This is a genomic window from Psychromonas sp. SR45-3 (genome assembly GCF_014163575.1).
Classification (GTDB): Bacteria; Pseudomonadota; Gammaproteobacteria; order Enterobacterales; family Psychromonadaceae; genus Psychromonas; species Psychromonas arctica.
On record NZ_JACJDP010000041.1, the window covers coordinates 1 to 22,603 of the forward strand.

General features: G+C 35.2%; 17 protein-coding genes. 11 read left to right on the forward strand and 6 right to left on the reverse strand.

The annotated features are described in order from the left end of the window. Positions 1-54 precede the first annotated feature (54 nt). Genes H5084_RS16350 through H5084_RS16375 form a run of 6 tightly spaced genes read left to right on the forward strand, consistent with a single transcriptional unit; the run spans position 55 to position 7,320 of the window. Positions 55-852 (forward strand): WecB/TagA/CpsF family glycosyltransferase, encoded by a 798-nt coding sequence (locus tag H5084_RS16350; RefSeq protein ID WP_182691551.1) that lies wholly within the window; start codon positions 55-57, stop codon positions 850-852. 12 nt (positions 853-864) lie between these two features. Further along, entirely contained in the window at positions 865-1,848 is a 984-nt protein-coding gene (locus tag H5084_RS16355) for a sulfotransferase (protein ID WP_182691553.1), read from the forward strand. A gap of 5 nt (positions 1,849-1,853) precedes the next feature. Then, on the forward strand, positions 1,854-3,407 hold the full coding sequence (locus H5084_RS16360) for a lipopolysaccharide biosynthesis protein (protein ID WP_182691555.1): 1,554 nt from the start codon (positions 1,854-1,856) through the stop codon (positions 3,405-3,407). A 22-nt stretch (positions 3,408-3,429) separates the two neighbouring features. Then, positions 3,430-4,644 (forward strand): hypothetical protein, encoded by a 1,215-nt coding sequence (locus tag H5084_RS16365; RefSeq protein ID WP_182691557.1) that lies wholly within the window; start codon positions 3,430-3,432, stop codon positions 4,642-4,644. 1 nt (position 4,645) lies between these two features. Continuing rightward, a complete protein-coding gene (locus H5084_RS16370; protein WP_182691559.1) occupies positions 4,646-5,893 on the forward strand; it encodes a glycosyltransferase in 1,248 nt (415 codons plus the stop codon). Next, complete coding sequence (locus H5084_RS16375) at positions 5,893-7,320, forward strand: O-antigen ligase (protein WP_182691561.1); 1,428 nt, start codon at positions 5,893-5,895, stop codon at positions 7,318-7,320. Before H5084_RS16370 ends, H5084_RS16375 begins: the two co-directional genes overlap by 1 nt. A gap of 52 nt (positions 7,321-7,372) precedes the next feature. Here the strand turns inward: H5084_RS16375 and H5084_RS16380 are convergent, their stop codons facing one another. After that, positions 7,373-8,293, reverse strand: coding sequence for a glycosyltransferase family 2 protein (locus H5084_RS16380; protein WP_182691563.1), 921 nt, complete (start codon positions 8,291-8,293; stop codon positions 7,373-7,375). 301 nt (positions 8,294-8,594) lie between these two features. Between H5084_RS16380 and H5084_RS16385 the strand changes: the two genes are divergently transcribed. Further along, the gene (locus H5084_RS16385) at positions 8,595-10,292 is read left to right on the forward strand and encodes a choice-of-anchor Q domain-containing protein (protein ID WP_182691565.1); all 1,698 of its coding nucleotides are present in this window, start codon (positions 8,595-8,597) and stop codon (positions 10,290-10,292) included. A gap of 15 nt (positions 10,293-10,307) precedes the next feature. On the opposite strand, the gene H5084_RS16390 is transcribed toward H5084_RS16385, so the two are convergent. From H5084_RS16390 to H5084_RS16405, 4 genes are read right to left on the reverse strand one after another with little or no spacing between them, the layout of a single operon-like run. Then, positions 10,308-10,889, reverse strand: a complete 582-nt coding sequence (locus H5084_RS16390) for a hypothetical protein (protein WP_182691567.1) — start codon at positions 10,887-10,889, stop codon at positions 10,308-10,310. Between the two features lie 39 nt (positions 10,890-10,928). Next, positions 10,929-12,062 (reverse strand): glycosyltransferase, encoded by a 1,134-nt coding sequence (locus tag H5084_RS16395; protein WP_182691569.1) that lies wholly within the window; start codon positions 12,060-12,062, stop codon positions 10,929-10,931. Further along, positions 12,062-13,963 carry a glycosyltransferase gene (locus H5084_RS16400; RefSeq protein WP_182691571.1) on the reverse strand — a complete coding sequence of 634 codons (1,902 nt, stop codon included), beginning with the start codon at positions 13,961-13,963 and terminating at the stop codon, positions 12,062-12,064. The genes H5084_RS16395 and H5084_RS16400 overlap by 1 nt, the downstream gene beginning before the upstream one ends. Then, the gene (locus H5084_RS16405) at positions 13,960-15,024 is read right to left on the reverse strand and encodes a polysaccharide deacetylase family protein (RefSeq protein ID WP_182691573.1); all 1,065 of its coding nucleotides are present in this window, start codon (positions 15,022-15,024) and stop codon (positions 13,960-13,962) included. Before H5084_RS16405 ends, H5084_RS16400 begins: the two co-directional genes overlap by 4 nt. A 266-nt stretch (positions 15,025-15,290) precedes the next feature. Between H5084_RS16405 and H5084_RS16410 the strand changes: the two genes are divergently transcribed. Both H5084_RS16410 and H5084_RS16415 read left to right on the forward strand, forming a co-directional pair. Next, a complete protein-coding gene (locus H5084_RS16410) occupies positions 15,291-16,778 on the forward strand; it encodes an exosortase C-terminal domain/associated protein EpsI (protein ID WP_182691575.1) in 1,488 nt (495 codons plus the stop codon). A 72-nt stretch (positions 16,779-16,850) separates the two neighbouring features. After that, positions 16,851-18,857 carry an alginate lyase family protein gene (locus H5084_RS16415; RefSeq protein ID WP_182691577.1) on the forward strand — a complete coding sequence of 669 codons (2,007 nt, stop codon included), beginning with the start codon at positions 16,851-16,853 and terminating at the stop codon, positions 18,855-18,857. A gap of 106 nt (positions 18,858-18,963) precedes the next feature. Here H5084_RS16415 and H5084_RS16420 read toward each other — a convergent pair whose 3' ends face one another. Then, complete coding sequence (locus tag H5084_RS16420; protein WP_182691579.1) at positions 18,964-20,076, reverse strand: GNAT family N-acetyltransferase; 1,113 nt, start codon at positions 20,074-20,076, stop codon at positions 18,964-18,966. A 196-nt stretch (positions 20,077-20,272) separates the two neighbouring features. Here H5084_RS16420 and H5084_RS16425 point away from each other — a divergent pair, with 196 nt between their 5' ends. Together H5084_RS16425 and tyrA are read left to right on the forward strand one after the other, a co-directional pair. Further along, positions 20,273-21,340, forward strand: a complete 1,068-nt coding sequence (locus H5084_RS16425; RefSeq protein ID WP_182691580.1) for a 3-deoxy-7-phosphoheptulonate synthase — start codon at positions 20,273-20,275, stop codon at positions 21,338-21,340. 10 nt (positions 21,341-21,350) lie between these two features. Beyond that, positions 21,351-22,481, forward strand: a complete 1,131-nt coding sequence (tyrA, locus tag H5084_RS16430; RefSeq protein WP_182691582.1) for a bifunctional chorismate mutase/prephenate dehydrogenase — start codon at positions 21,351-21,353, stop codon at positions 22,479-22,481. The last annotated feature ends 122 nt before the right edge of the window (positions 22,482-22,603 follow it).

The window sequence follows — 22,603 nt, forward strand, 5'->3', positions numbered from 1 at the left end:
GAATAAACTAATAAACTAATAAACTAATAAAATATAACTGCTAAGGACAGGCAAATGACGGATGATAATCGCGTATCAAATGAACCTTTAAAACGATATAAGGTACAAACGCCTACTATAAATATGTTTGGTATTGATATCCACCCATTAGGCATGTCTCAATCCTTAGATATTATTAACGAATGTATCACCTCTAAGCAATCTCTACATATCGGCATGTTAAATGCAGCTAAAGTAGTCAATATGAAGCGTAACCCAGCCTTGGGTGAAGATGTTACTTCATCAAATTTGATTCTTGCTGATGGTAGTGCAGTGGTATTAGCCAGCAAAATTCTCAATAAAAAATTACCAGAGCGAGTCGCTGGTATCGATCTTATGCATGGCATATTAGAACGCGGTAATAAATTAGGTTATCGTGTCTTTTGTTTAGGTGCAACGGAAGAAATATCAGAAGAAATTGAACGTCAAATTCATAAACATTACCCTGGTGTGGTCATTACTGGTCGCCAAAATGGTTATTTCTCTGAAGAGCAGCAAAACCAGGTCGCTGAAAATATTGCAGCCGCAAAAGCAGATGTGTTATTTGTTGCTATTACTTCGCCTAAAAAAGAGCAGTTTATGGCTAAATGGGGAGACGTAATGCAAGTGCCCGTGGTGCATGGCGTAGGCGGATCATTTGATGTATTTGCAGGTAAAGTTAAACGTGCACCATTAATTTGGCAGAAACTAGGCATGGAATGGTTATACCGAGTGCTTCAAGAGCCAGGCCGCTTATGGAAGCGCTACTTGGTAACGAATACTTTGTTTATCGGTATGTTATTAAAAGAAATAATCAAACCTCAAAAATCCTAATGAAGAAAACACATGACGCATAAAAAACAAAAATTAGTTTATCTAGCAGCCGCAAGCCATTCAGGGTCAACCATGACCGCCATGTTATTAGGTGCGCATCCGGATCTTTGTAGTGTTGGAGAACTAAAAGCCATTAATTTGGACGATAAAAACAGTTATTTATGTTCATGTAGAAAGTTAGTTGGAGAATGTAAGTTTTGGGAAGGGGTTGCACAAAAAATGGCAGACAAAGGCCATGATTTTTGTATCTCAGATGCTAAAACTGATATTCGTACAGGTGCTACACCTTATATGTTGAGGCTGTTGAGGCCGTTGGTTAGAGCGCCATTGATGGAACTCATTCGAGATAGTTTATTAACGTTCTCACCAGTATGGCGCAAACAATTACCTCTCTTAAAAAAACGTAATGCAGACTATGCGCGTTCAATTGCAGAACAAGCTAACGTTGATATCGTGGTTGACTCTTCAAAAATTGGTATTCGGCTGAAATACTTATTAAAAACCCCTGAGCTGGATATTAAAGTCATCTGGATTGTCAGGGATGGAAGAGGTGTCTCGCAGGCTTACAAAAACCCTTCAGAATTTGCTGATGCTAAAAATCCAAAATTGCGTGGTGGTGGTGCAGGTAAGACTAAAGAACAAGGGCGAGGTATTGAAGTCGGTGCTAATGAATGGGTTCGCTGTAATCAAGAAACAGAAGCCGTTTTAGCAACCATGCCGAAAGAAAATTGGGCACAAGTGCATTATGAAGACATTTGTAATAACACTGAGAAAACCTTGGATACGCTATTTGAGTTTATTGGGGTCGATCCATCAAAAAAACGTTTAGACTTTAAAACCGTAGAGCACCATGTGGTGGGTAATGGCATGCGCTTAGATGATTCTGAAGAGATTATATTAGACGAGCGCTGGAAAGATCAATTGAGTGAAAACGAGTTAGCTAAGTATTTTCAAGTAACTGGTGATTACCATCAAAAAATGGATTATACGGAATAATATTAATGCGAGATATTAACAAAAAAGTAAAAGTTGAAGATCTTACTGGGCAAAGTCGTTTTGCATGGAATTTAATGGTGAGTTGGATAAGTCAACTTGTTCTTATCTTTTCTGGTTTTATTATGCCTCGTTTAGTAGATGAACAAGTTGGTCAAGTTGCATTAGGCATTTGGGATTTTGGTTGGTCATTTGTGAGTTATTTAAGTTTGGTTGGTTTAGGCATGGGGGCGTCATTCAATCGCTATATAGCAAAACATAGGGCCGTTAATGAAATTGATGAGTTAAATCAAGTAGCAAACTCAGTGGTATTTGTTCAAATTATTATCTCCTCGGTGGTTATAGTCACTACATTTATTTTTTATTTTGCTTTACCTGCTTATTTTCATGATTCCTTACAAGAGAATACTGAAGTTGCACAATGGGTCGTCCTATCGTTAGGGCTAAGTTTATCTGTACAAATGCTAGCAGGTTCGGCCAGAGGGCTATTAACGGGTTACCATCGCTGGGATATCCACAACTTCTTATCTGCGGGTGATAGTCTTCTTTCAGTTATTCTGATGGTACTCGCTCTTTATTTAACTGATTTAAGTGTAGCGGGGATGGCCATTGCATATTTAATGTCGACTATTATATTTGAGTCTCTCAGATTCGTTTTTGTTAAAAAAATATGCAAAGAATTCTCTTTTAACTTACGTAATGCCAATATAGCAACATGTAAAGAAATGCTAAAATTTGGCATCAAAAGCATGTTATCAAACGTTCCGCCTATCCTTTTGTTACAAACGATCAGCCTTATGCTCATAAGTGCCATTGGACCTGCTGCATTAGCTATTTTTGCTAGACCGATGGCACTAACAAAGCAAATTAAAACGTTTATGACAAAATTTACAATGATGTTAACACCTACGACAGGATCTATGCAGGGAGCAGGTGATACTAAAGCGATTCAAACCTTATTTATTTCCACAACTAAATTAAGTTTTGCATTCGCATTACCTAGTTTAGGTTTTTTGGTTATTTATGGAGATGTTATTCTTCAATATTGGATGGGGCCAGAGTATGTACTTTGGCCATTAATGATTATATTAGCTATTGGTCAATTATTACCAATGGGTCAAGATAGCGCGATCCGGATATTAATGGGAATGAACCAGCATGGACGTATTTCTATCTTTGCTTTTATTGCTATTTTTGTATTATTTGGTGTTGGACTTATTTTTACTGGCATTGGACGTTGGGAGTTAACAACTGCTGCATTACTGTTTGTCGTTCCCATGAATATTGTTTATGGGCTTATTATTCCTTTATATACTTGCAGAGAATTAAAGCTATCTTGGTGGAGTTATGCATATAGTGGATTTATTCAGCCATTAATTTATATACTACCCTTCTTTGCACTCATGTCATGGTCGCGTAATGCTTACCAATCTGATGATTGGGTTGCTGCTGCTGTTATCTTCATTACTGCGAATGTAGTGACGCTTGCTATTTATTATGTGTATTTAGTACCGTTTAACGTAAAGCAAAAGTTGCTTATGCGTTTCAAGCTTCAATCATGATCTTGGTTAAGGTTTAATCATTATGTCAATTACTTTACGAAAATACCCTTATCCTTATCAAGCTATGTTAGCTATTTGTAGTGATCTAGATGAAACACCTAATAAAGAAATTTATTTCGAAACCGCACGCTATTTAAATACCAACGAAGAAACGTCTTTAGGTAAAGGTGTTGGATTAGAAGTTGGCAATACTATCTATTTTGATATGCCTGAACATAATTTTTCCTATACCAATACGGATGATGACGGTCGACAAAAAATTCATCAATTGATTGATTCAGGCCATATCGATTGTTTACATTCATTTGGTGACTTTGTTAATGATAGAGAATTAATTGAGAAACACTGGAATGAGATTCAAGCGGGTAAAAGAAAGATAGAAGTGTGGGTGGATCATGCTCAAGCACCAACCAACCTAGACAATGACATTATGCAAGGGCAAGGAGCTGAGGTCGGTAAACCGGCTTACCATAGTGACTTAACGGTACAATCTGGCATGTTGCCTTTTATTTGGAAAGGACGCGTAACTAGTTGTGTTGCACAAAATGCTAAAAGAAGTTACCAAGCATTGTTTAATAATAAACAAATTAAAGCATCTCTTAAAACGATTGCGTTAGAGTTCATTAAAGGTTGGTTTGCAAGGTTAGGTAATACAAAATATGCAATGCATAAAGATAATAAAGTGTTACGCAAATCTAAATTGATTGACGGCACAGAAATAAATGAATTTATGCGTTGTAACCCTTCTTGGGGAGGAGTTTCCAGCTTTGATCAAGCACGTGGAATACATCATGTATTAACCAAAGAAGTCTTAGATACTTTAGTCAAAAAACAAGGTTGTAGCATCCTTTATAGTCATTTGGGTAAGGTTTATTCGCCTACAGAACCTTTTCATCAGAGTACCAGACAAGCCTTTGAGATATTGGCTAGTTATCAAAAAAACAAAAAAATATTAACCACAACGACACGACGTTTATTAGGTTATAACCGCACAGTGGCTGAGTTAAATTTTATAATTAAAAAAGTGAACTCTGAAACTCAAATTCATTTAACTACTTCTTACCAAGGAGAAGATTTAAACGGCCTAACTTGGTATGTGGATGAACCTGAGACAACAAATTTATATATTAATAATGTTAGATATAATGACTTAGTTATCAACGAAAAGAATAATTTGGAACAAACAAGTGTCTCAATACAGTGGCGCAGTTTGAGCTTCCCTAAGATGGATACTTAAAATGAACTTAACGAATAAAAGCAGTTTTTTGCAACATTGTTATCGATGGTTATTAAGGCTTATTTTAGTACTACACTATTTATTATTAAAAATTTTTAAATTAATACCTTATAAACAAAGAAATAAACAAGCTTTGACCGTGTTAGCTACAGGAACTTTTTATTCAGACCATTGGTTAGTGACACATTTACGACCGATGGCTAACGCATCTAATTGCGCTAGTTTGACCATGGTTTCTTCTGTACCTGTACCTGACCTTGATAATGTTTCAGGTGCTTATGCGCCCAAATGGCTAACAAAAATTTTAGGGCAAGTTGGCGCTCGTTTGGTCTACTTTACATGGTTAGCAATAACGACTAGACCTGATGTGTTAGTCGGTTTTCATATTTTAGTTAATGGTTTATTTGTGGTTTTTTTAGCTAAAATTATTGGTGCTAAATCTGTTTATATTTGTGGTGGTGGGCCGAGAGAAGTCCGTGGTGGCGGCATTGAAACAGAAAATAGAATATTTAATCGTATTGGAGAAGCCGATTTTTTTATTGAAAAAATGTTACTTGAAGCGGTCAATGAAATGGATTTAATCGTTTCAATGGGCACAAGTGCGATTACATATTTTAAAGAAAATGGTGTTGATACAAAATTCGAAATTGTACCCGGTGGCTTTGATGATGAAGTATTTAAGCCTAATTTAGAAGAAAAGAAAAAATATGATCTTATTTTAATTGGTCGCCTCTCTGACGTAAAACGAGTTGATCGTTTTTTACATGCTATTAAACAATCAAAAAATGAATTGCCAGAATTAAATGCGGTTATCGTTGGGGATGGTCCGGATAAAAAAGATCTAGAAAAATTAGCTGAACAGTTAGGTCTTCGTGATGATGTCGATTTTGTTGGATGGCAAGATGATGTCAATGTTTGGCTGCAAAAATCCAAGTGCTTTGTTCTTACCTCTGATTCCGAAGGACTTTCCCAGGCGCTAATTCAAGCGATGATGAGCGGATTGCCTGCTATTACATCCGATGTTGGGGATTTGAGTAATTTAATAAAAAATGATTATAACGGCTATTTGGTTTCTGAATTAAACCCTGAGCATTTCTCTACAATGTTTATTCAATTATTTAAAAATGAGTCATTACTGGATATGTTTTCTAAAAACGCATTGGAAAGTACAAGACGTTTTTCAATAGTTCAAGTTAAAGAATATTGGCAAATAATATTTAATGACTTTCTAACGAATAGGGTTAGTTAATGATTCGGATTACTTTATTAACTTTATTAATCGCTTATTTATCGGTCTATGCATGGAAGGATTGGTTTAGAGGTGCTTGTTGGTTAGTTCTATTGATGGCGATATTTCAACATCCGGATATGCCTAAATCTATCGCAGGGATACCCGGTTTAAATCACTGGAATTTTTTGTTTTTAAACGTAATTTTTGCGTGGTTGTCAAATAGGAAAAAAGAAAAGATCACTTGGGAGATGCCTAAACATATAAGCATACTACTTTTTCTTTATAGCTTTATTATTATTGTAAGTGTCATTCGTTATCTAAGTGATATGAGTGGGGTTATTGAATTTATAAATGTTTATGGAGGAGAAACTCCAAGAGTATTACCAGTTATTAATGAATACTTAGTTAACTGTTTCAAATGGGCTTTACCAGGTATGATTATATTTGATGGTTGTCGTACCAAAAAACAGTATGACTTTGCACTTATAATGCTTCTTTTAATGTATTTTTTGTTAGGGTTGCAAGTTATCAAAGCAATGAAGTTAGGATCATTAGGCATTAGCGGGGAAGGTCTACAAAGAAAAGCTTTAAAGGTATTAACCAAAAATGTAGGCTTTCATCGAGTTAACCTTTCAATGATGCTGAGCGGTGCTTTTTGGTTGATTTTTTGTACTAAAGAATATCTTAATAAAAAACAATTTTGGCTTTATATCCTTCCTGGTTGTACAGTTACTTTCTTAGCAATGGCTTTAACTGGGGGAAGGACTGGTTATGCCACTTGGGCCATTTTAGGTGCTGTTTTTTGCTTATTTAAATGGCGAAGATATCTATTACTTGTCCCTTTTTTGCTCATCGGTATACTGGCGTTTGCTCCATCGATGGTTGAAAGATTTACACAAGGTATACTTGAAGAAGAATCTAGCAGTTTAGATAATTCAGATATAAGCTTTGAATCTAATGAATTAGATGCAGAGTCGATAACTTCTGGTCGTGTAATTGCGTGGCCATTGGTTTGGAAATCTATTAAAATGGCTCCTTATTTTGGTTACGGCCGTCAAGCTATGATGAATATTGGGCTTACATTAAAAATCATGAGAGACTACCAAGGTGAAAGCTTTCCTCATCCCCATAATCTGTATTTACAATGGCTACAGGACAATGGAATAATAGGAGCCCTGCCTGTTTTTGTTTTCTATATTTTAGTTATCAAATACTCTTGGTCTTTATTTAAGGATAAAAGAAACAATATTTATATAGTTACTGGTGGGGGTTGCCTAGCACTAGTCGCTGCGTTTTTAATTGCAGGTTTCGGTAGTCAAAACTTTTATCCCAGAGAAGGAGCTGTTGGGATGTGGGTTATGATGGGGTTAATGTTGAGAGTGCGCATAGAGCGTGAAAAATACAATAGCAATAAAAAAACGGAACTAATTATTAATCCACAATGAACATATAAAGCTTTAAAAAAAGTTCTATATGTTCATTGTTATTAGATATGTTTTACTTTTTAAGTAAAACAGGTATATCTCGAAGAATTAAAATTATAGAAAAAGGTATGCTAATTAAAAGAAGTGATTTTGATGGACTCATAGCGCGTATCTCTTTCATGGATTTTTTTGAATAACAAGCATACCTAATTAAGTTTACAGTGCTTTTGAAGCTAACTTGAATTGGTAGTTTTGTACCGGAGTTAAGTAGTTCGGATAGAAAAATAACACGAGCCTTCGGGTTGTTTATAGCGTGTTTTCTTCCTGCATCAGTCAATCCTCCTGGCTGGTACTCTGCAACAGCTAATATTTCATTAATGAATCGATTTGAGTATTTTTTTCCTATTCTATTCCATACAATTGACTCAGTTACAAAATCCCCTAAATCTTCGGGAAATGGAAACTCTTTCATTACTTCAATTCTTTTAAATCCAATTTTGTCTCCTTTTATTTGATGGACATAGTCAATATCTAGGTCATTAGAGTCAAAGATATCTTCTGGAAATTTAACGCTTAACACATTGCCATCGGTAGATTTATATAGACCAGTCACCCCACAAAATTTCCTTTGTTGGTTAATATCTATTTTATTCCAATTATTTAACATGATTTCAAGTGCATTTTCTATGTACCAATCATCAGAATCCATTATTGAAAAGAATTTACCGTGCGCTTGGCTAACACCTTTGTTAATTGCAGTATGCTTGCCTCCGTTAGGCTTCCACAAATAGCGGATAGTAAAATCAGCTTCATTAATATATTTTTGTATTAGAGTTTTTGTATTGTCTGTTGAGCCATCATCTACAATTAACCACTCAAAATCTTTAAATGTCTGTTTACAAAGACTTTCATAAAGCCGGGGAAGTAGTTTTTCTCTATTATAAGTAGGTGTAAATATAGTAAATGTGACTCGTCCTTCTATATTTTCATTCATTTTCGAAATCCTTTTGAAACCTAAAATATGGGGTAAAATGTTGACTGCTTTAAATCGTTTTTACGTGAGAACTTATTTCTTTCCATTTTTTATGAACATTTTATTTCTAGATTAGCTCTTTAATATAGGATAATAACAAATTATCTTGATTATTATGTCAAGTTTAAGTCATAACTTTAATGTTTTATATCCACAGGAAAAAAACTACTTAGTATACTATTATATAAGCATTGCTTACATTTTTGTGTCTGTCATTATAAAATAAACTTTGTAATTTAATGTTTTAGTTGGAGTTTGAAAAATGAAATTATATAAATTAATGTCGATAGGTGTTATTGCTTTTAGCACATCTTTTTCAAGTCATTTATTGGCTTTTAGTATGCCCACCGGAATACCGTCTCCAGATTGGGGAAGCCCGAATGTTATAGATAGAGACTCCCCTAAAAAACCATCCTCTTGGCCAAGTGAAGCTACTGAAAATTATTACTATATTGATAATTTGAATGTAAGTGCGACCGATAAAGATAATCTCTTCGGCTCTCCCGATTTACCTCGAAAGACAATTCCAGAAGGAAATTTAGCCGCAGGGTCGTATATAGAAATACATAATGGTCCCTATAACGGGGGGGGGAGAATTTCACTAAATAGTCTAGGTACTGTTGATAACCCAGTATGGGTTACTGGGGATAATGAAAATAAAGCATATATTCAAGGTGATATGGTCATAACAGGTAGTTATGCTTATATTGAAAATTTATTTTTTGATACTCCTAGAAAAACTTTAAGTTTACGTTGTATGAACAATATTTGTTCTGATCATATTGTTGTCAGAAATAATGAGTTTTCTGGACCAGGAATTAATTCAGGAAATACTTCTGTGTTATCGGTTAGCGGTGACGATTTAAAAAGTACTAATAATATTATTTTATATAATAACCATATCTATGGTTTTGGTGATACATCTGCCGATGCTTCTGAAAATGATTATCATGGCATCCATATAGGAGCAAATGCAGATTACACTTGGATTTTGAATAATCATATCCACAATAATGGAGGAGATTCTATCCAAGTAGGTGCAGCTCAATATTCTAGCGCCTCTGATACTAGAAGACCTAATTATGTTTTTATTGGTGGTAATAATTTTCATGAAGATGGAGAAAATGCAGTAGATATAAAAGGTGCTGATAATATCGTAATATCAACAAATTTAATGTACGGATATGGCCAATCAACTTCATCTGCAGGAGAAGTTGTCGTTATACATAATGACCCGACCAACGTTTGGGTTTTAAATAATACTATCCATACAGGTATTTTAGGTATCGTGGTAACTGGTGCTGATAATGCTTGGATTATTGGTAATAAAATCCATAATATACATGCACTTGATTATGATTCATGGGATCCAACAAGTTTTTATTCTTTGGGCTCGGCTATTCACTTTAGAAGTACAATTAACAGTGGGGCTATAAACAATACTATTTATGATTTTGATAACGGTATTCAACTTGCTAGTGGCACAGAATATACTTTATTGAATAATATCATTGCTTATAGAAGCCGTGCAGATGGTTCTGATATTGCCGGAGGTTATAAAATATTAGAGGCTAGTAACATTGATAATAACCTTATTTATAATGACGGTGGTGAAAGAATTAGACGGAGTAACAGTGAGGTTCTAAGTTTATCTGGATATAAGCTTTATAATGCTAATTGTGTGTCTTGTTCTGATAAAAGCCCACAATTTATAGATTATAGTAATTTAGATTTTAATTTAGAAGATGATTCACCTGCAATTAACAAAGGGGCAAGTATTTTACAATTTTCTGAAATGAATTCTCTCTATAAAGTTAATGTGGTTTCTGATTTATCTGGTGAAAAACGTATTACAGGTAATATTATAGATATCGGAGCATTTGAGTCCCCAAATGCCCCTAGTGTAGAGCTTGTTTCTCCTATTGCGCCTTCTACAATAAGTCTTAATGTATTGGACTGAAATATAACCTTGGAGTTAACCTCTAAGGTTTTTTTTATGTTTAATTAGTACTCGTACTGGTATTGTTTTAAGTCCTAATATTTTAGCTATAATAAAACGATTCCAGCCATCATTTAGAATATATTTATTATCTCTTGATAAGTTCATGGTAACTTCTTGTGAAAGTAACGTTATTTTATTAATTTTTTTTTCTGAAAATAATTGCTGATTACTCTTGTACCCAAAATTTTTTATTTCACTAATTAACTTGTCACAATTTTGGAAAAAAACATGTATTTCATTTCTTTTGAAGTCTCCTCCTCGAAAAGTACCTCCATTTTCTGTAAGAGCCAATGCTTTTTCGTAATATGGAGTTTCTTCCCACTTTTTATGCTCAATAATCCTTTGTTTATAGCTAATGTATAATGGGTGTTGTTCAATTTCTATAGTATCTTTATCCCAGTCTCCATCTTTTTTAAAAACATAAGTTTTAGGAGGGTAAAATAAGCTTTTGGGGTTTTGCCCGACAGTTACGTCATTGACGCATATGTGTTGTAACTTAAATGTTTCTCCTTTTGAAAGTAAAAAAAACAAAAAGTGTTTTGGATAACCAATCAATAAGTTATTTAAAATTGTTCGTAGTTTGATAGTGGCCTCCTACTTGTCTATCGCTATTTTATAGATGCTTTGAGTGTTTTCAGCTAGTTTTATTGATGAGTAGTTTTGAGATATTTTTTGCCTAGATTTTTCTCTCATTTCTGCAATCAATCGGTCATCTTTAAATAATGTCATTATCCTATCTTGTAGTATTGAAATGTTATTTAATGGCACAATAAACCCATTTATTGAATCATCAATGATTATATTGTTATCAGATACATCTGTTGCTATAGCTGGAATGCCGCAAGCCATAGACTCTAAAACTACATTTGGTGTGCCTTCAAATAATGAAGGTAATACAGTTATGTCACATGCAGGGTAAATATTTTCGACGTCTACTCTATTTCCTAAAAAAATAACATCATTGCTAAAATTTGATTTTTTTATTTTATATTTTAGTTCTTTTGAATAATCATCTGATCCATGAAGGCCCCCATGTAGTTCTTCTCCTACCAATAAGAGTTTAAACTCAACACCAGTTTTTCTTAGTTGTTCCAAGGTGTCAATTAAAAAAAAATGATTCTTTTGCTGTTTAAAGCTTGCAAACATTCCTATTAACTTACAGTCCTGGGTAATGCCAAGGTTTTTTCTGGTCTCGATTTTATCCTTTACAATGAAACGGTTTGTATTAACCCCATTATAAATAACATGATACTTTGAATTTGGTTGACCTGTCTGTTGAGCATTATACGTTGCCCCGCTTTGTGAGTTCGCTATGATTTTACAAACCATATTTCGAGTTAAATAATATGCTTTTTTTTGTATTGGCTTTATTAAATAATTTGCATTTCGTTCAGAACCAATTACTTTTATTTTTATTAATGATATTTTAGCGGCTAGCCGTACTGCTATTTCAGCATCAAACAAATAACTGTGTGCTATGTGGAATTTGTGTTTTCGAATTAACTTTGCTAATTTAAAAACTACAGAAAAATCGAATTTTGACTTTTTATGCACAGTGTGAAATGCAATGTTTTCGTTAAATTGCATTGCCAGTGGTGCAAACTTAGAAAGTGAGCATACATGAACTTCAAATTTATCTTGTTCAATATTGTTCACTAATTCAACTATTTGACGTTGTGCGCCACCGAATTCCATATTGCTAATGACGATTAATACTTTAGTTTTCATTATTTGGCTACTCTTGCGTGAATGATGATTGTATTTGCTAAAAAACGTTTTAAATTGACTTTTTTATGGAGCTTTTTGTGTAACCATTTAGATAAATATATGTTCGCATTTGAACTTTCTAATTTGGGACTGAGTAAGGCATAAGTACAGTATTCTGTACGTTGGATTGTAAAACCTTGTGAATTCAATTTTTTTGAAAAGTCCCTTAGTGACCATTGTTGGTGAAAAATAGCCGAGTTGTACGGTTGTTTTTTATATAAAAAATATATTCTTTTTAAAGGCTTCACTATAATGTTTTCTAATTTTCTCAGTTTTCTAAAGATTGATTGTTTATTGGGTATGGAGACAATAAAACTGCCATTGGGCTCTAATACACGATTAACTTCAGATAGTACTTTAGGGAAGTCTCTAATATATTCTATAACACCTAATGATATGACTGCTCGGAATTGGTTTTCTACAAAAGGTAAAGCCGTTGCATCTGCAAGTTGTACGTTAATGTTCGGGTGTTCTGAACGCGCTTCTTCTATCATCTTTAACGAAATATCAACGCCTTCTATTTTCCAGTTTCCTGTTTTGTTGATCGTATTGAAACTGTCTCCACTCCCACAGCCTAGTTCAAGCAACTGAGTGTTTTCTTGTTGAGAAGCTATTTCTGATAACATGCTTTGGCAATATTTTAAGCGTTGTTGTAAATCAATATGTGCAACGCTCAACTTGCTATTCGTATTGTAATAATCTGACCATCGTTTACTTTGTTTATCGAAATGCTTATCAATTTGATGTGTACTTATAGTATTAAAGGTCTGCTCAAATCGTTTCATGACACGTCCTTGCTCATGATTATGTAAATAGTAATTTTGGCTGTTCAAGGAAGCTTGCTGCCAATTGTCATTATTATTCAGTAATGTTTTTATATGTATTAAAAAGTCATTAATGGTTATTGCATGATAACCAAGTTTTTCTTTTTTGATGATGTCATCAGGATCGATCGTGGTAATAACCGGAACACCATAACTCCAAGCTTCTAAATAAGTATTTGGAAAACCTTCGTAAATGGATGTGCAGCATAAAATAGAGGCATTTTGATAGATAGCTGGCATGTCTGCTCTACTGACCTTTCCTAAATAGTTAATATTTTGGGCTTCTTTTATTCTACGTAGCGTTTCTACCATATAGTCAGCCGTAGTATCTACCGGCCCTATAATTTCAAAGTTTACCTCTGATAATTTTTCTGCTATTTCGATTAACCATTCAACTCTTTTTACTTTATGCAGACGACCAACCCATATTACTTTTTGTTTGTTAAATAATGTTTCTCGTTTGAAATTTTCTTCATATTGAGGTGGCATTGCCGGCATATTGATAACTTGAGCATCTATATTATAGTTTTTTTGTAATAGCTGTTGTTGTTTTTGCGTTTGAGTAATAACTAGGCTCGCGTGTATTAAGCCATATCGAAATAGATACTCTTCTCTTTTAGATTTTAAATTTGGTAAGTCCAATTCACAGTCTGCATCACTTGCCACAGTATAAATAAATGGTTTTTTATTTGCTTTTGCCCAGAATGCAATTTGTCCAGTTACGTACTCTGCGCAATTATGATAATAAAGATCTGCATTGGCTTCTTTTAACGCAGAAATCAGAGACGTCCAACGTGGGGTGAAAAAACGAAGTATTGGAATGCCATCGGTAACTTTGCAGAGTTTTATTATTTTTAGGCCATTTACATGCTCTATTGATTCTCCGCCTTCATTCCAAGTAATTACTGAGATATCGTAGCCTTTATCTACAAGCCATTCACTTAAAAGCGCAGTTTGTCTTTCTACTCCTCCTATATGTCCAGACTCTTCACCTGTCAAAGCACCATAGGCGTTGTTTGCAACGATACATATTTTCATAAACTATTGGTTATCCTAAAGTGTTTTTGCAGGTTTAAACGTAATGCCGATATTTGGAATAATATATTCAGTGGCTCTCTGTTTGTAGGTAGATTCAAACGTTTTAACTCCATCATATTATTCCCTATTTTATTCAGCTGAGGGTCCGTTGTTAAAGCACAGTCGTAGTAATCTTTTACAATTGACAGTGTTGTATTGTCATAGCTGTTGTCCGGATAGCAAAAAGTATTACAAGTTAACTGTAATTTATCCTCAATGTGTTGTTTTGATTGAGATAACTCATTGATGATGATGTTCTCATCTAATAGACTTAAACGTGCATGGTTTATTGTGTGACTACCAATTTCAAAGTTAAAGTGCTGTTGCGCTTCTTTGAGTTGATCCCATGAGGCTAATTGGGCATGACTATCTTTTTGCATTATTTGCTTCAATGCTTTCCCTGTCTGTTTCTCTATTAAACATGATAAACTTTCAAGGTAATCTCGCATCATTTGATCATTTACAAATTGAGATTTAATTTTAACTCGAAAGCTAGCATAACTTCTTACTAATTTTTTGCGTGAACGGCAATCAAATGTAAATAATTCATCGAGTATTTTCGTAGAATAGTATTCATTTTTAATTTGTTGTAATGCGTAATCAAGTCTATCAAACCAAAATGGAATATTATTGTTTGTATGTGCGCTGGATACAAAAATAGTAGGGTGGATATTATACTGGGAAAATATAGGACCAGCCGCTTTAATATTATTTAAATAACCATCATCTAGTGTGATTACTAATGCATTATCGATTGGCTTAATTTCTTTTTTGAGTATCCTAAGTGCTGTAGATAAAGATATAAATTGATAGCGCTTATCTAACACTTTCAGTGAAAATATTAATTGATCGGTAGTATGCTGAGTTCTTAGAGGTTGCCATTCACTTGTCGCGATGTCACTACTTTGGACAATACTATGTGCATAAAGAATAGTAATTTTCTTACGATGAATATAGTGAAATAATGAAAAAACACCAAGCTTGAAGATAAGCTTCAGCACTAAAGACTTTAATATGGGCATGTTTGCAAGCTGTATTAACAGCTCCTTTTATTATGTTAGTGATCAAAATAATATCTTTTTATCACTAACTACACAATATTTAAGATTTTAGGTTAAAGATTGTGATGAATAAATATAAATTTCTGATTGTTAATTTATAATCTCATTTTTTTTATTCATTTTGTTACTATGACAATGTTCTTTTTCTTCGTATAATCTAATATTTCTCAAATCTCTTATTTTTATAAGTCATTAGTATTGCAGTTTAAATTAATTTGGGGTGTTATTTGGTAGGCAACAATAAAATATTAAATTCAGCGGCTCTTATTAGTCTATTAGTTATTTGTGTAGTCAATAGCTCTGTTTTAGTTACTATCTTTGATGAATGGAATAGTGACGGGCCATATAGCCACGGTTTTTTAGGTATTATCGTTGTCTGTTATGTTTTTTATTTACAACGTAAAAAGTTACATATTAAGTCCTTGTCCATTACTGAGTATTTGTTCGGTTTTTGTTGCTTAGCGATTAGTTTTTGTGTCGCCTTAATTGCCCAATTGTCCAGTATTCAACAATTACAGCAATTGGCCCTTTTTAGCTCATTACTATCTTTAATGTTTTGTTTTTATGGTTGGGGCTTTATTAAAGCATACTTTACTCCTTTATTACTATTGTTCCTTATTATGCCAGTATGGAGCTTGATGCAGTTACCTCTTCGAGAGCTATCCACCGCAGCTGGACAATGGGGGCCTGAATTAATTGGTATTGTAGTGGGCCGTGATCAATATCGTTTATCGACTGCCGGCGGCATGTTCGATGTTGAGCCTGCTTGTTCTGGGTTAGGTTTCTTTCTTGTAGCTGCATTATTAGCTTTCTGTGTTGGTTATTTTAATAAATTATCGACTAAAAGGACGCTCACTTTCTTAGCTATTTGCCTCGCTATTTCGATTGTTGCTAACTGGTTGCGCATTATTATTATTATTGTGGTGGGCACATTTACAGAAATGCAGCATTTCATTGTACAAGACCATTTAACTTTTGGTTGGATTGTCTTTGCTGTTTGCTTAATACCACTTATTTATATTGCCAGAGTCTATTTTGATGATTCACAGAAAGCTAACAACACTCAAGAGAGTATTGATAGTGAACAAGTTTCTACTACAACTGGAGTTAGTAAAACTCAATCTATAGCGACCTTTGCACTATTAGCATTATTTGTTACTGCTTTTTATTGGATCCCTTCTCGATTTAATGAGAATTACGCATTCACTGTGCCTTCGCTAAGCAATTATGAAATGGCCGGTGAAAGTAAAGGCTATAGCCCAAATTGGAAGCCTTACTCGCAGGGCGCAAGTAAAGAACGTTTCTTCTATTACGTTAAAGAAGATGTGGGCTTTCAGGTCTATCTGGCAGATTATGTTAAGCAGGAGCAAGCTAGTGAAATGATCTTTGTGGAGAATTACCTTTACGATGATCAATTTTGGCATGATGTTGAAGATAAAAAACTACCTTTGCTCGATAATCAATACTTGCAACAGGTAAACTTAGCAATAGTTCAGCGTTCACAGGCGCGATACCGTATGATTGCATCTTGGTATGTTATTAATGGTGTGTTCACCAGTGACAAAAAGAGAGCCAAGCTTGCTGAAGTACAAGCGGCTTTGGTGGGGGAACCTGGTGCAACATTGATTGCCGTGGCGTTAGATTACGATGGTCAAAACAGTGCATTAGCAGAGAAGAAACTGAGTGAGTTTATTCATTCATACCTTAACCCTTAGTATCCATAACTTAATCCTTAGTATTCATACCTTAACCCTTAGTATTAATAATTAAAGAGTTTAACAATATAAATGCAGCCTATTACTTGGTATATCAAACGTATTAAAATGATGTCAGTCGATGAAGTCACTTGGCGAGTAAGTTCTTTAAGTGATGCGTGGGTGGAACGATTACGCGTTCAATTTAACTGCGTACCTAAAGCTCAATATACTGAGCAATATGACCCACAGGCTACATTCAAGCCTGGTTTTAGCGTGTTTGAAGGGGAAGTCGTTGAATATAACGATGCTTGGAAAGCGCCTTTATTAGCTAAAGCTGAATCAATCATCGCGCATAAGTTAAGCTACTTTGATTTACAAGATCATCACCTTGAATCTCCGATTAATTGGCATAAAGACCATAGTGCTGGTATTTACTCAAACCTTGGTCATATTCTTTCCGTTAACTATCGTGATTTTAAGAATAATGGTGATTGCAAGTTAGTTTGGGAGCCTAATCGTCATCATCAAATGGTGGTATTAGCACGTGCTTATAAAGTCACTGGCGAAGTTAAGTATGCACAGGCGGCTGTGCAGCAAATAACTCATTGGTTAGATCAAAATCCTTACGGTAAAGGAATGAATTGGCGTAGTCCGTTAGAGTTATCTATTCGTTTAATTAGTTGGGTATGGACGATAGATTTAATTAAAGACTCAGGATTGTTTGTTGGTGATTTTAAAGCTCGATTGTTAGAAAGTGTTTTTTTACATTGTCGAGATGTAAGTGGTAAGTTTTCTCAAGGGACTTCTGCTAATAATCATTTAGTTGGCGAAGCGGCCGGTGTTTATATCGCAGCACGTTATTTCTCCATGCTAAAAGATGCACCACAATGGCAACAAAAAAGCAAAGCGGTGTTAGAAAATGAAATTCAGGCGCAAACCTTTAATGATGGGTGTACCAAAGAGCATGCCTTTAGTTATCAATTCTTTGTATTTCAATTTTACCTATTTACGGCATTAGCTGGTAAATGGAGTGAAGATGATTTTTCACCTGCGTATTGGCAAACGCTTAAACGATTAAGCCAGTTCATTGCGATTATTGCAGAGGGTGGTGAGCACTATCCTATGTTGGGCGATCAAGACGATGGTTATGTTATTGATTTAGGAGATCATGTTCATAACATCAATGCATTATCGGATATCGTTAGCCATTTTTATGATGATGACATCTTTGCCCAAGGTAAAAAACAACCGAGTGAATCTGCATTCTGGCTATTTAATAATAGACAGCAGCCAACGACTGAAGTGTTGACTGAAGAGCAGGAACTCAGTTCATTTGCGTTTACTGATTCAGGTTATTATTTACTGCAGGCTGGTAAAGTAAGTGAAGGTAATCAAGCAAGTATATTAGTCGATGCTGCTGAGTTAGGTTATACAGCAATTGCCGCTCATGGCCATGCCGATGCATTGAGCTGTGTGGTGCGTATTAATCGAAATGATTTGTTCGTTGATACAGGGACCTATGATTATTTCAGTTTCCCACAATGGCGTAATCATTTCCGTAAAACCCAGGCGCATAATACTGTCGAAATTGACGGCTTAGATCAGTCTGTGATGACGGGGCCTTTTATGTGGGAGTCTCATGCCCAAGCGTCTTGTTGTAAGTGGTTACCCAGTGAATTGGGTGGTGAACTGGTAGCGGAACACAATGGTTATCAACGTTTAGGCTCTCCGGTAACGCATCAACGCAGTATTAAACTGAATGTGTTAGAAAAGCAGATAAATATTACGGATGAGCTTAAAACACAAGGCCAACATGATGTTGTTATCTATTTTCATTTTTCTGAAAATTGTCAGAATATTGAGATTAATAATGGCGTTTGTGATTTATTACTTGGTAAAGATAAAATCACCATTAAACTGCCAGAAAGAAGTACTGCTGAGTTAATCACTGGCGTAGAGATTGATGATAAACAGACGCCGTCATTGGGCTGGTTAAGCCGTGGTTATCATCAAAAAGTAGCTATTACTACGTTAGCGATATCTGCTCATATTAGTGAAGATAGAGCATTTACAACAAGCATTACCTGGAACGCTTGATCGTTTTTTATTAATCGTTTTTACTAATTGCTTAATGATTGATTTTATAAGTAAAACACTTATTTAATTTCTTAAAATAGGCTTTAAAACCCTTATTAATCGCTATTTATAAGGGTTTTAAATATCTTCCTGTTGGCCAGATAGTCATTACATTAAAGATCATGTTTTTGATTGTATTTGGCCAAATCATCAAATTATGACCATTACGCTTTTGAGCGAGCCAGCGTCTTTTATGGTCTGTATATTGACCTAAAAAGTCGTAATCAGTGAGGCCTTCTTTTAAACACTGCTGAAAAACATGATAGCGTAAAACTTGTCCTACTCCGTTCTGAAACTCAGCGTTAAAGCCTTCTTGCAATGCAAAAAACTGTTTTTGATATACGTAACCAATCTGCATGGCTTGGGTAATGCCTTCACATTCTAATTTGGCTAAACGTAACCACCCCTGCTGTAATGCTCTAGGCACAAAGTGAGAATAAAAGGCTGCCATTTCAGGCCTTCTTGCAAAGGAGCCTTGTAAACCGGCTTTTTGCCACCGTAAGTTATGCAATGTAAATAACCGTTGCAGTTCTTCTTCGAGTTGCGCTGGGTTATCGCAGAAACTCACCTGCCATTGGCCTTGTCGGCTTAAGTAACCTTGGGTTTGTTTGATATTAGTACGTAAACTTTTAGATAGGCAAGGGAGTACTTGCTCAGAGATTTTTTCTAAGTCGGTATTTGCAAACTCGACTTCACGTGATTGCTGCTTTAGTTTTTTTGTTTTATTTAAAGCTGCAATTAATGTCTCTCCCCCTCTCGTCCAACTAGCCACATTGCTATACCAAATGATATCCCAATGTGATTTTTTGTGGCTTGCCACTAAGGCAGACCAAAGCTGTTCTTTTAAGGCGATACTGTGCTCTTGTTGGACAATAAAATTGGAATATTCAGAGCCTATACCTTGGTCACCGGCGAAACGTAGTACGTTATAATTGATACATTTCAATAGTCGATACGGTTGAATGTAGAAAGGGGCGATAGCGACGACTTGCTGTGCTTGTTTTAATATTACAAAAAAAGGCTTGGTATTGGCTGAGCAGGTTTTTTTCCAGCTATCAATCCACTGCCAGGTTAAGAAAATATTATCAGCATCAGATTGATGTAATAAAGTATTCCAGCTTTTTTTAAGTTGATCGACTTCTGACCATGAGGTAATAATGTGAGAAGTTATTATTTGCATATCCGTATCAATACCTTAAATCTCATGAGATCAATTAAAAAAACAAAATTCTGCCCTATAGTGTAAAACAAAGCCTGATAATTTATGTATTATTTTTGACTAAATCTGAATTTATCTAGCCTCTATCGCTTAATCACATGATCTATTATTTCGCTATGCTATGATGCTTTCATTATTAATAATGAATGAGAGCAAAATGACTACGCGACAAAATGAAAATATCCACATCCAATCAGAAACAGTTTTAATTACACCAGCAGAGCTTAAAGCCTCTTTACCGGCTTCTGATAGTGTTTATCAATTCATTCATGAATCTCGTCAAACTATTTCTAATATCGTGCATAAAAAAGACCCTCGCTTCTTAGTGATTTGTGGTCCTTGTTCTATTCACGATGTTGAAGCTGCAAAAGAGTATGCAACCCGTTTGAAAGAGTTACATGAACAATATAAAGATACTTTATATATTGTCATGCGTGTTTATTTTGAAAAACCACGTACTACAGTGGGTTGGAAAGGGCTAATTAACGACCCTCATATGGATGACTCATTTGATATCGAAACCGGCCTTAAAAAAGCGCGTGAACTATTATTATGGATTTCAGAGTTAGGTTTACCTATTGCGACTGAAGCACTGGATCCAATTAGTCCACAATATATTGGCGATCTGTTTAGCTGGTCTGCTATTGGTGCACGTACTACTGAATCACAAACTCACCGTGAAATGGCGAGTGGTCTATCAATGCCTGTTGGCTTTAAAAATGGTACTGACGGCAGTCTTTCTACTGCTGTTAATGCAATGCAATCGGCCTCTTCTCCACACCGTTTCATGGGTATCAACCAATTAGGTCAAAGTGCTTTATTACAAACTGCTGGTAATCAAGATGGACATGTTATTTTACGTGGTGGTGGTGGTAAACCAAACTACGATTCAATTAATGTTGCATTAGCAGAACAAGCATTATCAAAAGCTAAGATGGAAGATATCTTAATTGTGGATTGTAGCCATGAAAACTCTAGTAAAAATCATGAATTACAGCCTTTAGTTGCAAAAAATGTTTTCAACCAAGTTGTTGAAGGTAATAAATCTATCATAGGTATTATGTTAGAAAGTAATATTAATGCTGGTAACCAACCCGCATCATTACCTGCAGAGCAATTACAATACGGTGTATCAGTAACAGATGCATGTATCGATTGGCAAACAACGTGTGAGCTATTGAGTGAAGCGACTGCATTGTTAAAAGATGCGATCAAAAACAGATAAGAAGTAAATTATGCCTTTAACTAAATTAAGAGATCAGATTGATGCTGTTGATCAGCAAATCATTGATTTATTAGCGGAGCGTTTACGCCTTGTAGGAGAAGTTGGCGAAGTTAAGACTAAGCATGGCTTGCCTATCTATGTGCCAGAGCGCGAAGCCGCGATGTTAGCTAAACGTCGTGAAGAAGCTGAGCAAAAAGGTGTGCCAGCCAATCTTATTGAAGATATTTTACGCCGTACCATGCGTGAGTCTTATGCTAGTGAAAATGATACTGGCTTTAAAACTGTTAATCCTGATATGAAGCGTATTGTTATCATTGGTGGTAATGGTTTATTAGGCCAGCGTTTTGTTGAAATGTTTAAACTATCTGGCTATGACGTTGATATTCTAGGCCGCAGTAATTGGGATCAAGCTGAAGCTATTTGTAGTAAAGCAGGGCTGGTTATTGTGGGATCGCCAATTGATGTCACTGTCGATGTGATCAAGCAGCTTACCTTCTTGCCTGAAGATTGTATTTTAACGGATATCACCAGTATTAAGGATTCTCCTTTAACTGAGATGTTAGCGGTCCATAAAGGTCCAGTGGTTGGCTTACATCCAATGTTTGGCCCAGATATATCAAGCTTTGCAAAGCAAGTGATTGTGTACTGTGATGGTCGTGATCCTGAGAAGTATCAATGGTTGATTGACCAAATGAAAATTTGGGGGGCACACTTGTACCCTGTTGCGGCACCAACACATGATCAGTCAATGACCTTGATCCAAGCATTACGTCACTTTACAAGTTTTGTGTACGGTGTACATTTGCAAGAAGTTGATGCTGATTTGGAGCAACTGTTAGATTTAAGCTCACCTATTTATCGCTTAGAGCTAGCCATGGTAGGGCGCTTATTTGCACAAGAGCCTGCTTTATATGCAGATATTATCTTGTCGCAAAAAAGTAACTTAACCATGATCAAGCAATACCATAAACATTTTGCGGATGCGATTGAGTTATTGGAAGCAAATAATCGTGAAGCGTTTATTGACCGCTTTAAATCTGTGACCAATTGGATGGGTGACTATTCTACGTTGTTCCTTGATGAAAGCAGAGTGATGCTTCAGCAAGTACACGATAATCGTCATTATGAAAGTAAGTCATAGCATACAATATCTGCACTCGTTAATTAGCCTTGTTTATTAAGCTTTGTGCTGAGGCTAGTTATCAGAATTAGTTATTAGGCCTAGTTTCTCGCTGAAGATGCTAGGTTTAATTATTAGGCTTG

What these genes read in the sequence shown, in the direction of transcription:
- H5084_RS16350 (WP_182691551.1), top strand. Translation starts at nt 55, where the DNA reads ATGACGGATGATAATCGCGTATCAAATGAACCTTTAAAACGATATAAG.
- H5084_RS16355 (WP_182691553.1), top strand. Translation starts at nt 865, where the DNA reads ATGACGCATAAAAAACAAAAATTAGTTTATCTAGCAGCCGCAAGCCAT.
- H5084_RS16360 (WP_182691555.1), top strand. Translation starts at nt 1,854, where the DNA reads ATGCGAGATATTAACAAAAAAGTAAAAGTTGAAGATCTTACTGGGCAA.
- H5084_RS16365 (WP_182691557.1), top strand. Translation starts at nt 3,430, where the DNA reads ATGTCAATTACTTTACGAAAATACCCTTATCCTTATCAAGCTATGTTA.
- H5084_RS16370 (WP_182691559.1), top strand. Translation starts at nt 4,646, where the DNA reads ATGAACTTAACGAATAAAAGCAGTTTTTTGCAACATTGTTATCGATGG.
- H5084_RS16375 (WP_182691561.1), top strand. Translation starts at nt 5,893, where the DNA reads ATGATTCGGATTACTTTATTAACTTTATTAATCGCTTATTTATCGGTC.
- H5084_RS16380 (WP_182691563.1), bottom strand. Translation starts at nt 8,293, where the DNA reads ATGAATGAAAATATAGAAGGACGAGTCACATTTACTATATTTACACCT.
- H5084_RS16385 (WP_182691565.1), top strand. Translation starts at nt 8,595, where the DNA reads ATGAAATTATATAAATTAATGTCGATAGGTGTTATTGCTTTTAGCACA.
- H5084_RS16395 (WP_182691569.1), bottom strand. Translation starts at nt 12,062, where the DNA reads ATGAAAACTAAAGTATTAATCGTCATTAGCAATATGGAATTCGGTGGC.
- H5084_RS16400 (WP_182691571.1), bottom strand. Translation starts at nt 13,963, where the DNA reads ATGAAAATATGTATCGTTGCAAACAACGCCTATGGTGCTTTGACAGGT.
- H5084_RS16405 (WP_182691573.1), bottom strand. Translation starts at nt 15,024, where the DNA reads ATGCCCATATTAAAGTCTTTAGTGCTGAAGCTTATCTTCAAGCTTGGT.
- H5084_RS16415 (WP_182691577.1), top strand. Translation starts at nt 16,851, where the DNA reads ATGCAGCCTATTACTTGGTATATCAAACGTATTAAAATGATGTCAGTC.
- H5084_RS16420 (WP_182691579.1), bottom strand. Translation starts at nt 20,076, where the DNA reads ATGCAAATAATAACTTCTCACATTATTACCTCATGGTCAGAAGTCGAT.
- H5084_RS16425 (WP_182691580.1), top strand. Translation starts at nt 20,273, where the DNA reads ATGACTACGCGACAAAATGAAAATATCCACATCCAATCAGAAACAGTT.
- tyrA (WP_182691582.1), top strand. Translation starts at nt 21,351, where the DNA reads ATGCCTTTAACTAAATTAAGAGATCAGATTGATGCTGTTGATCAGCAA.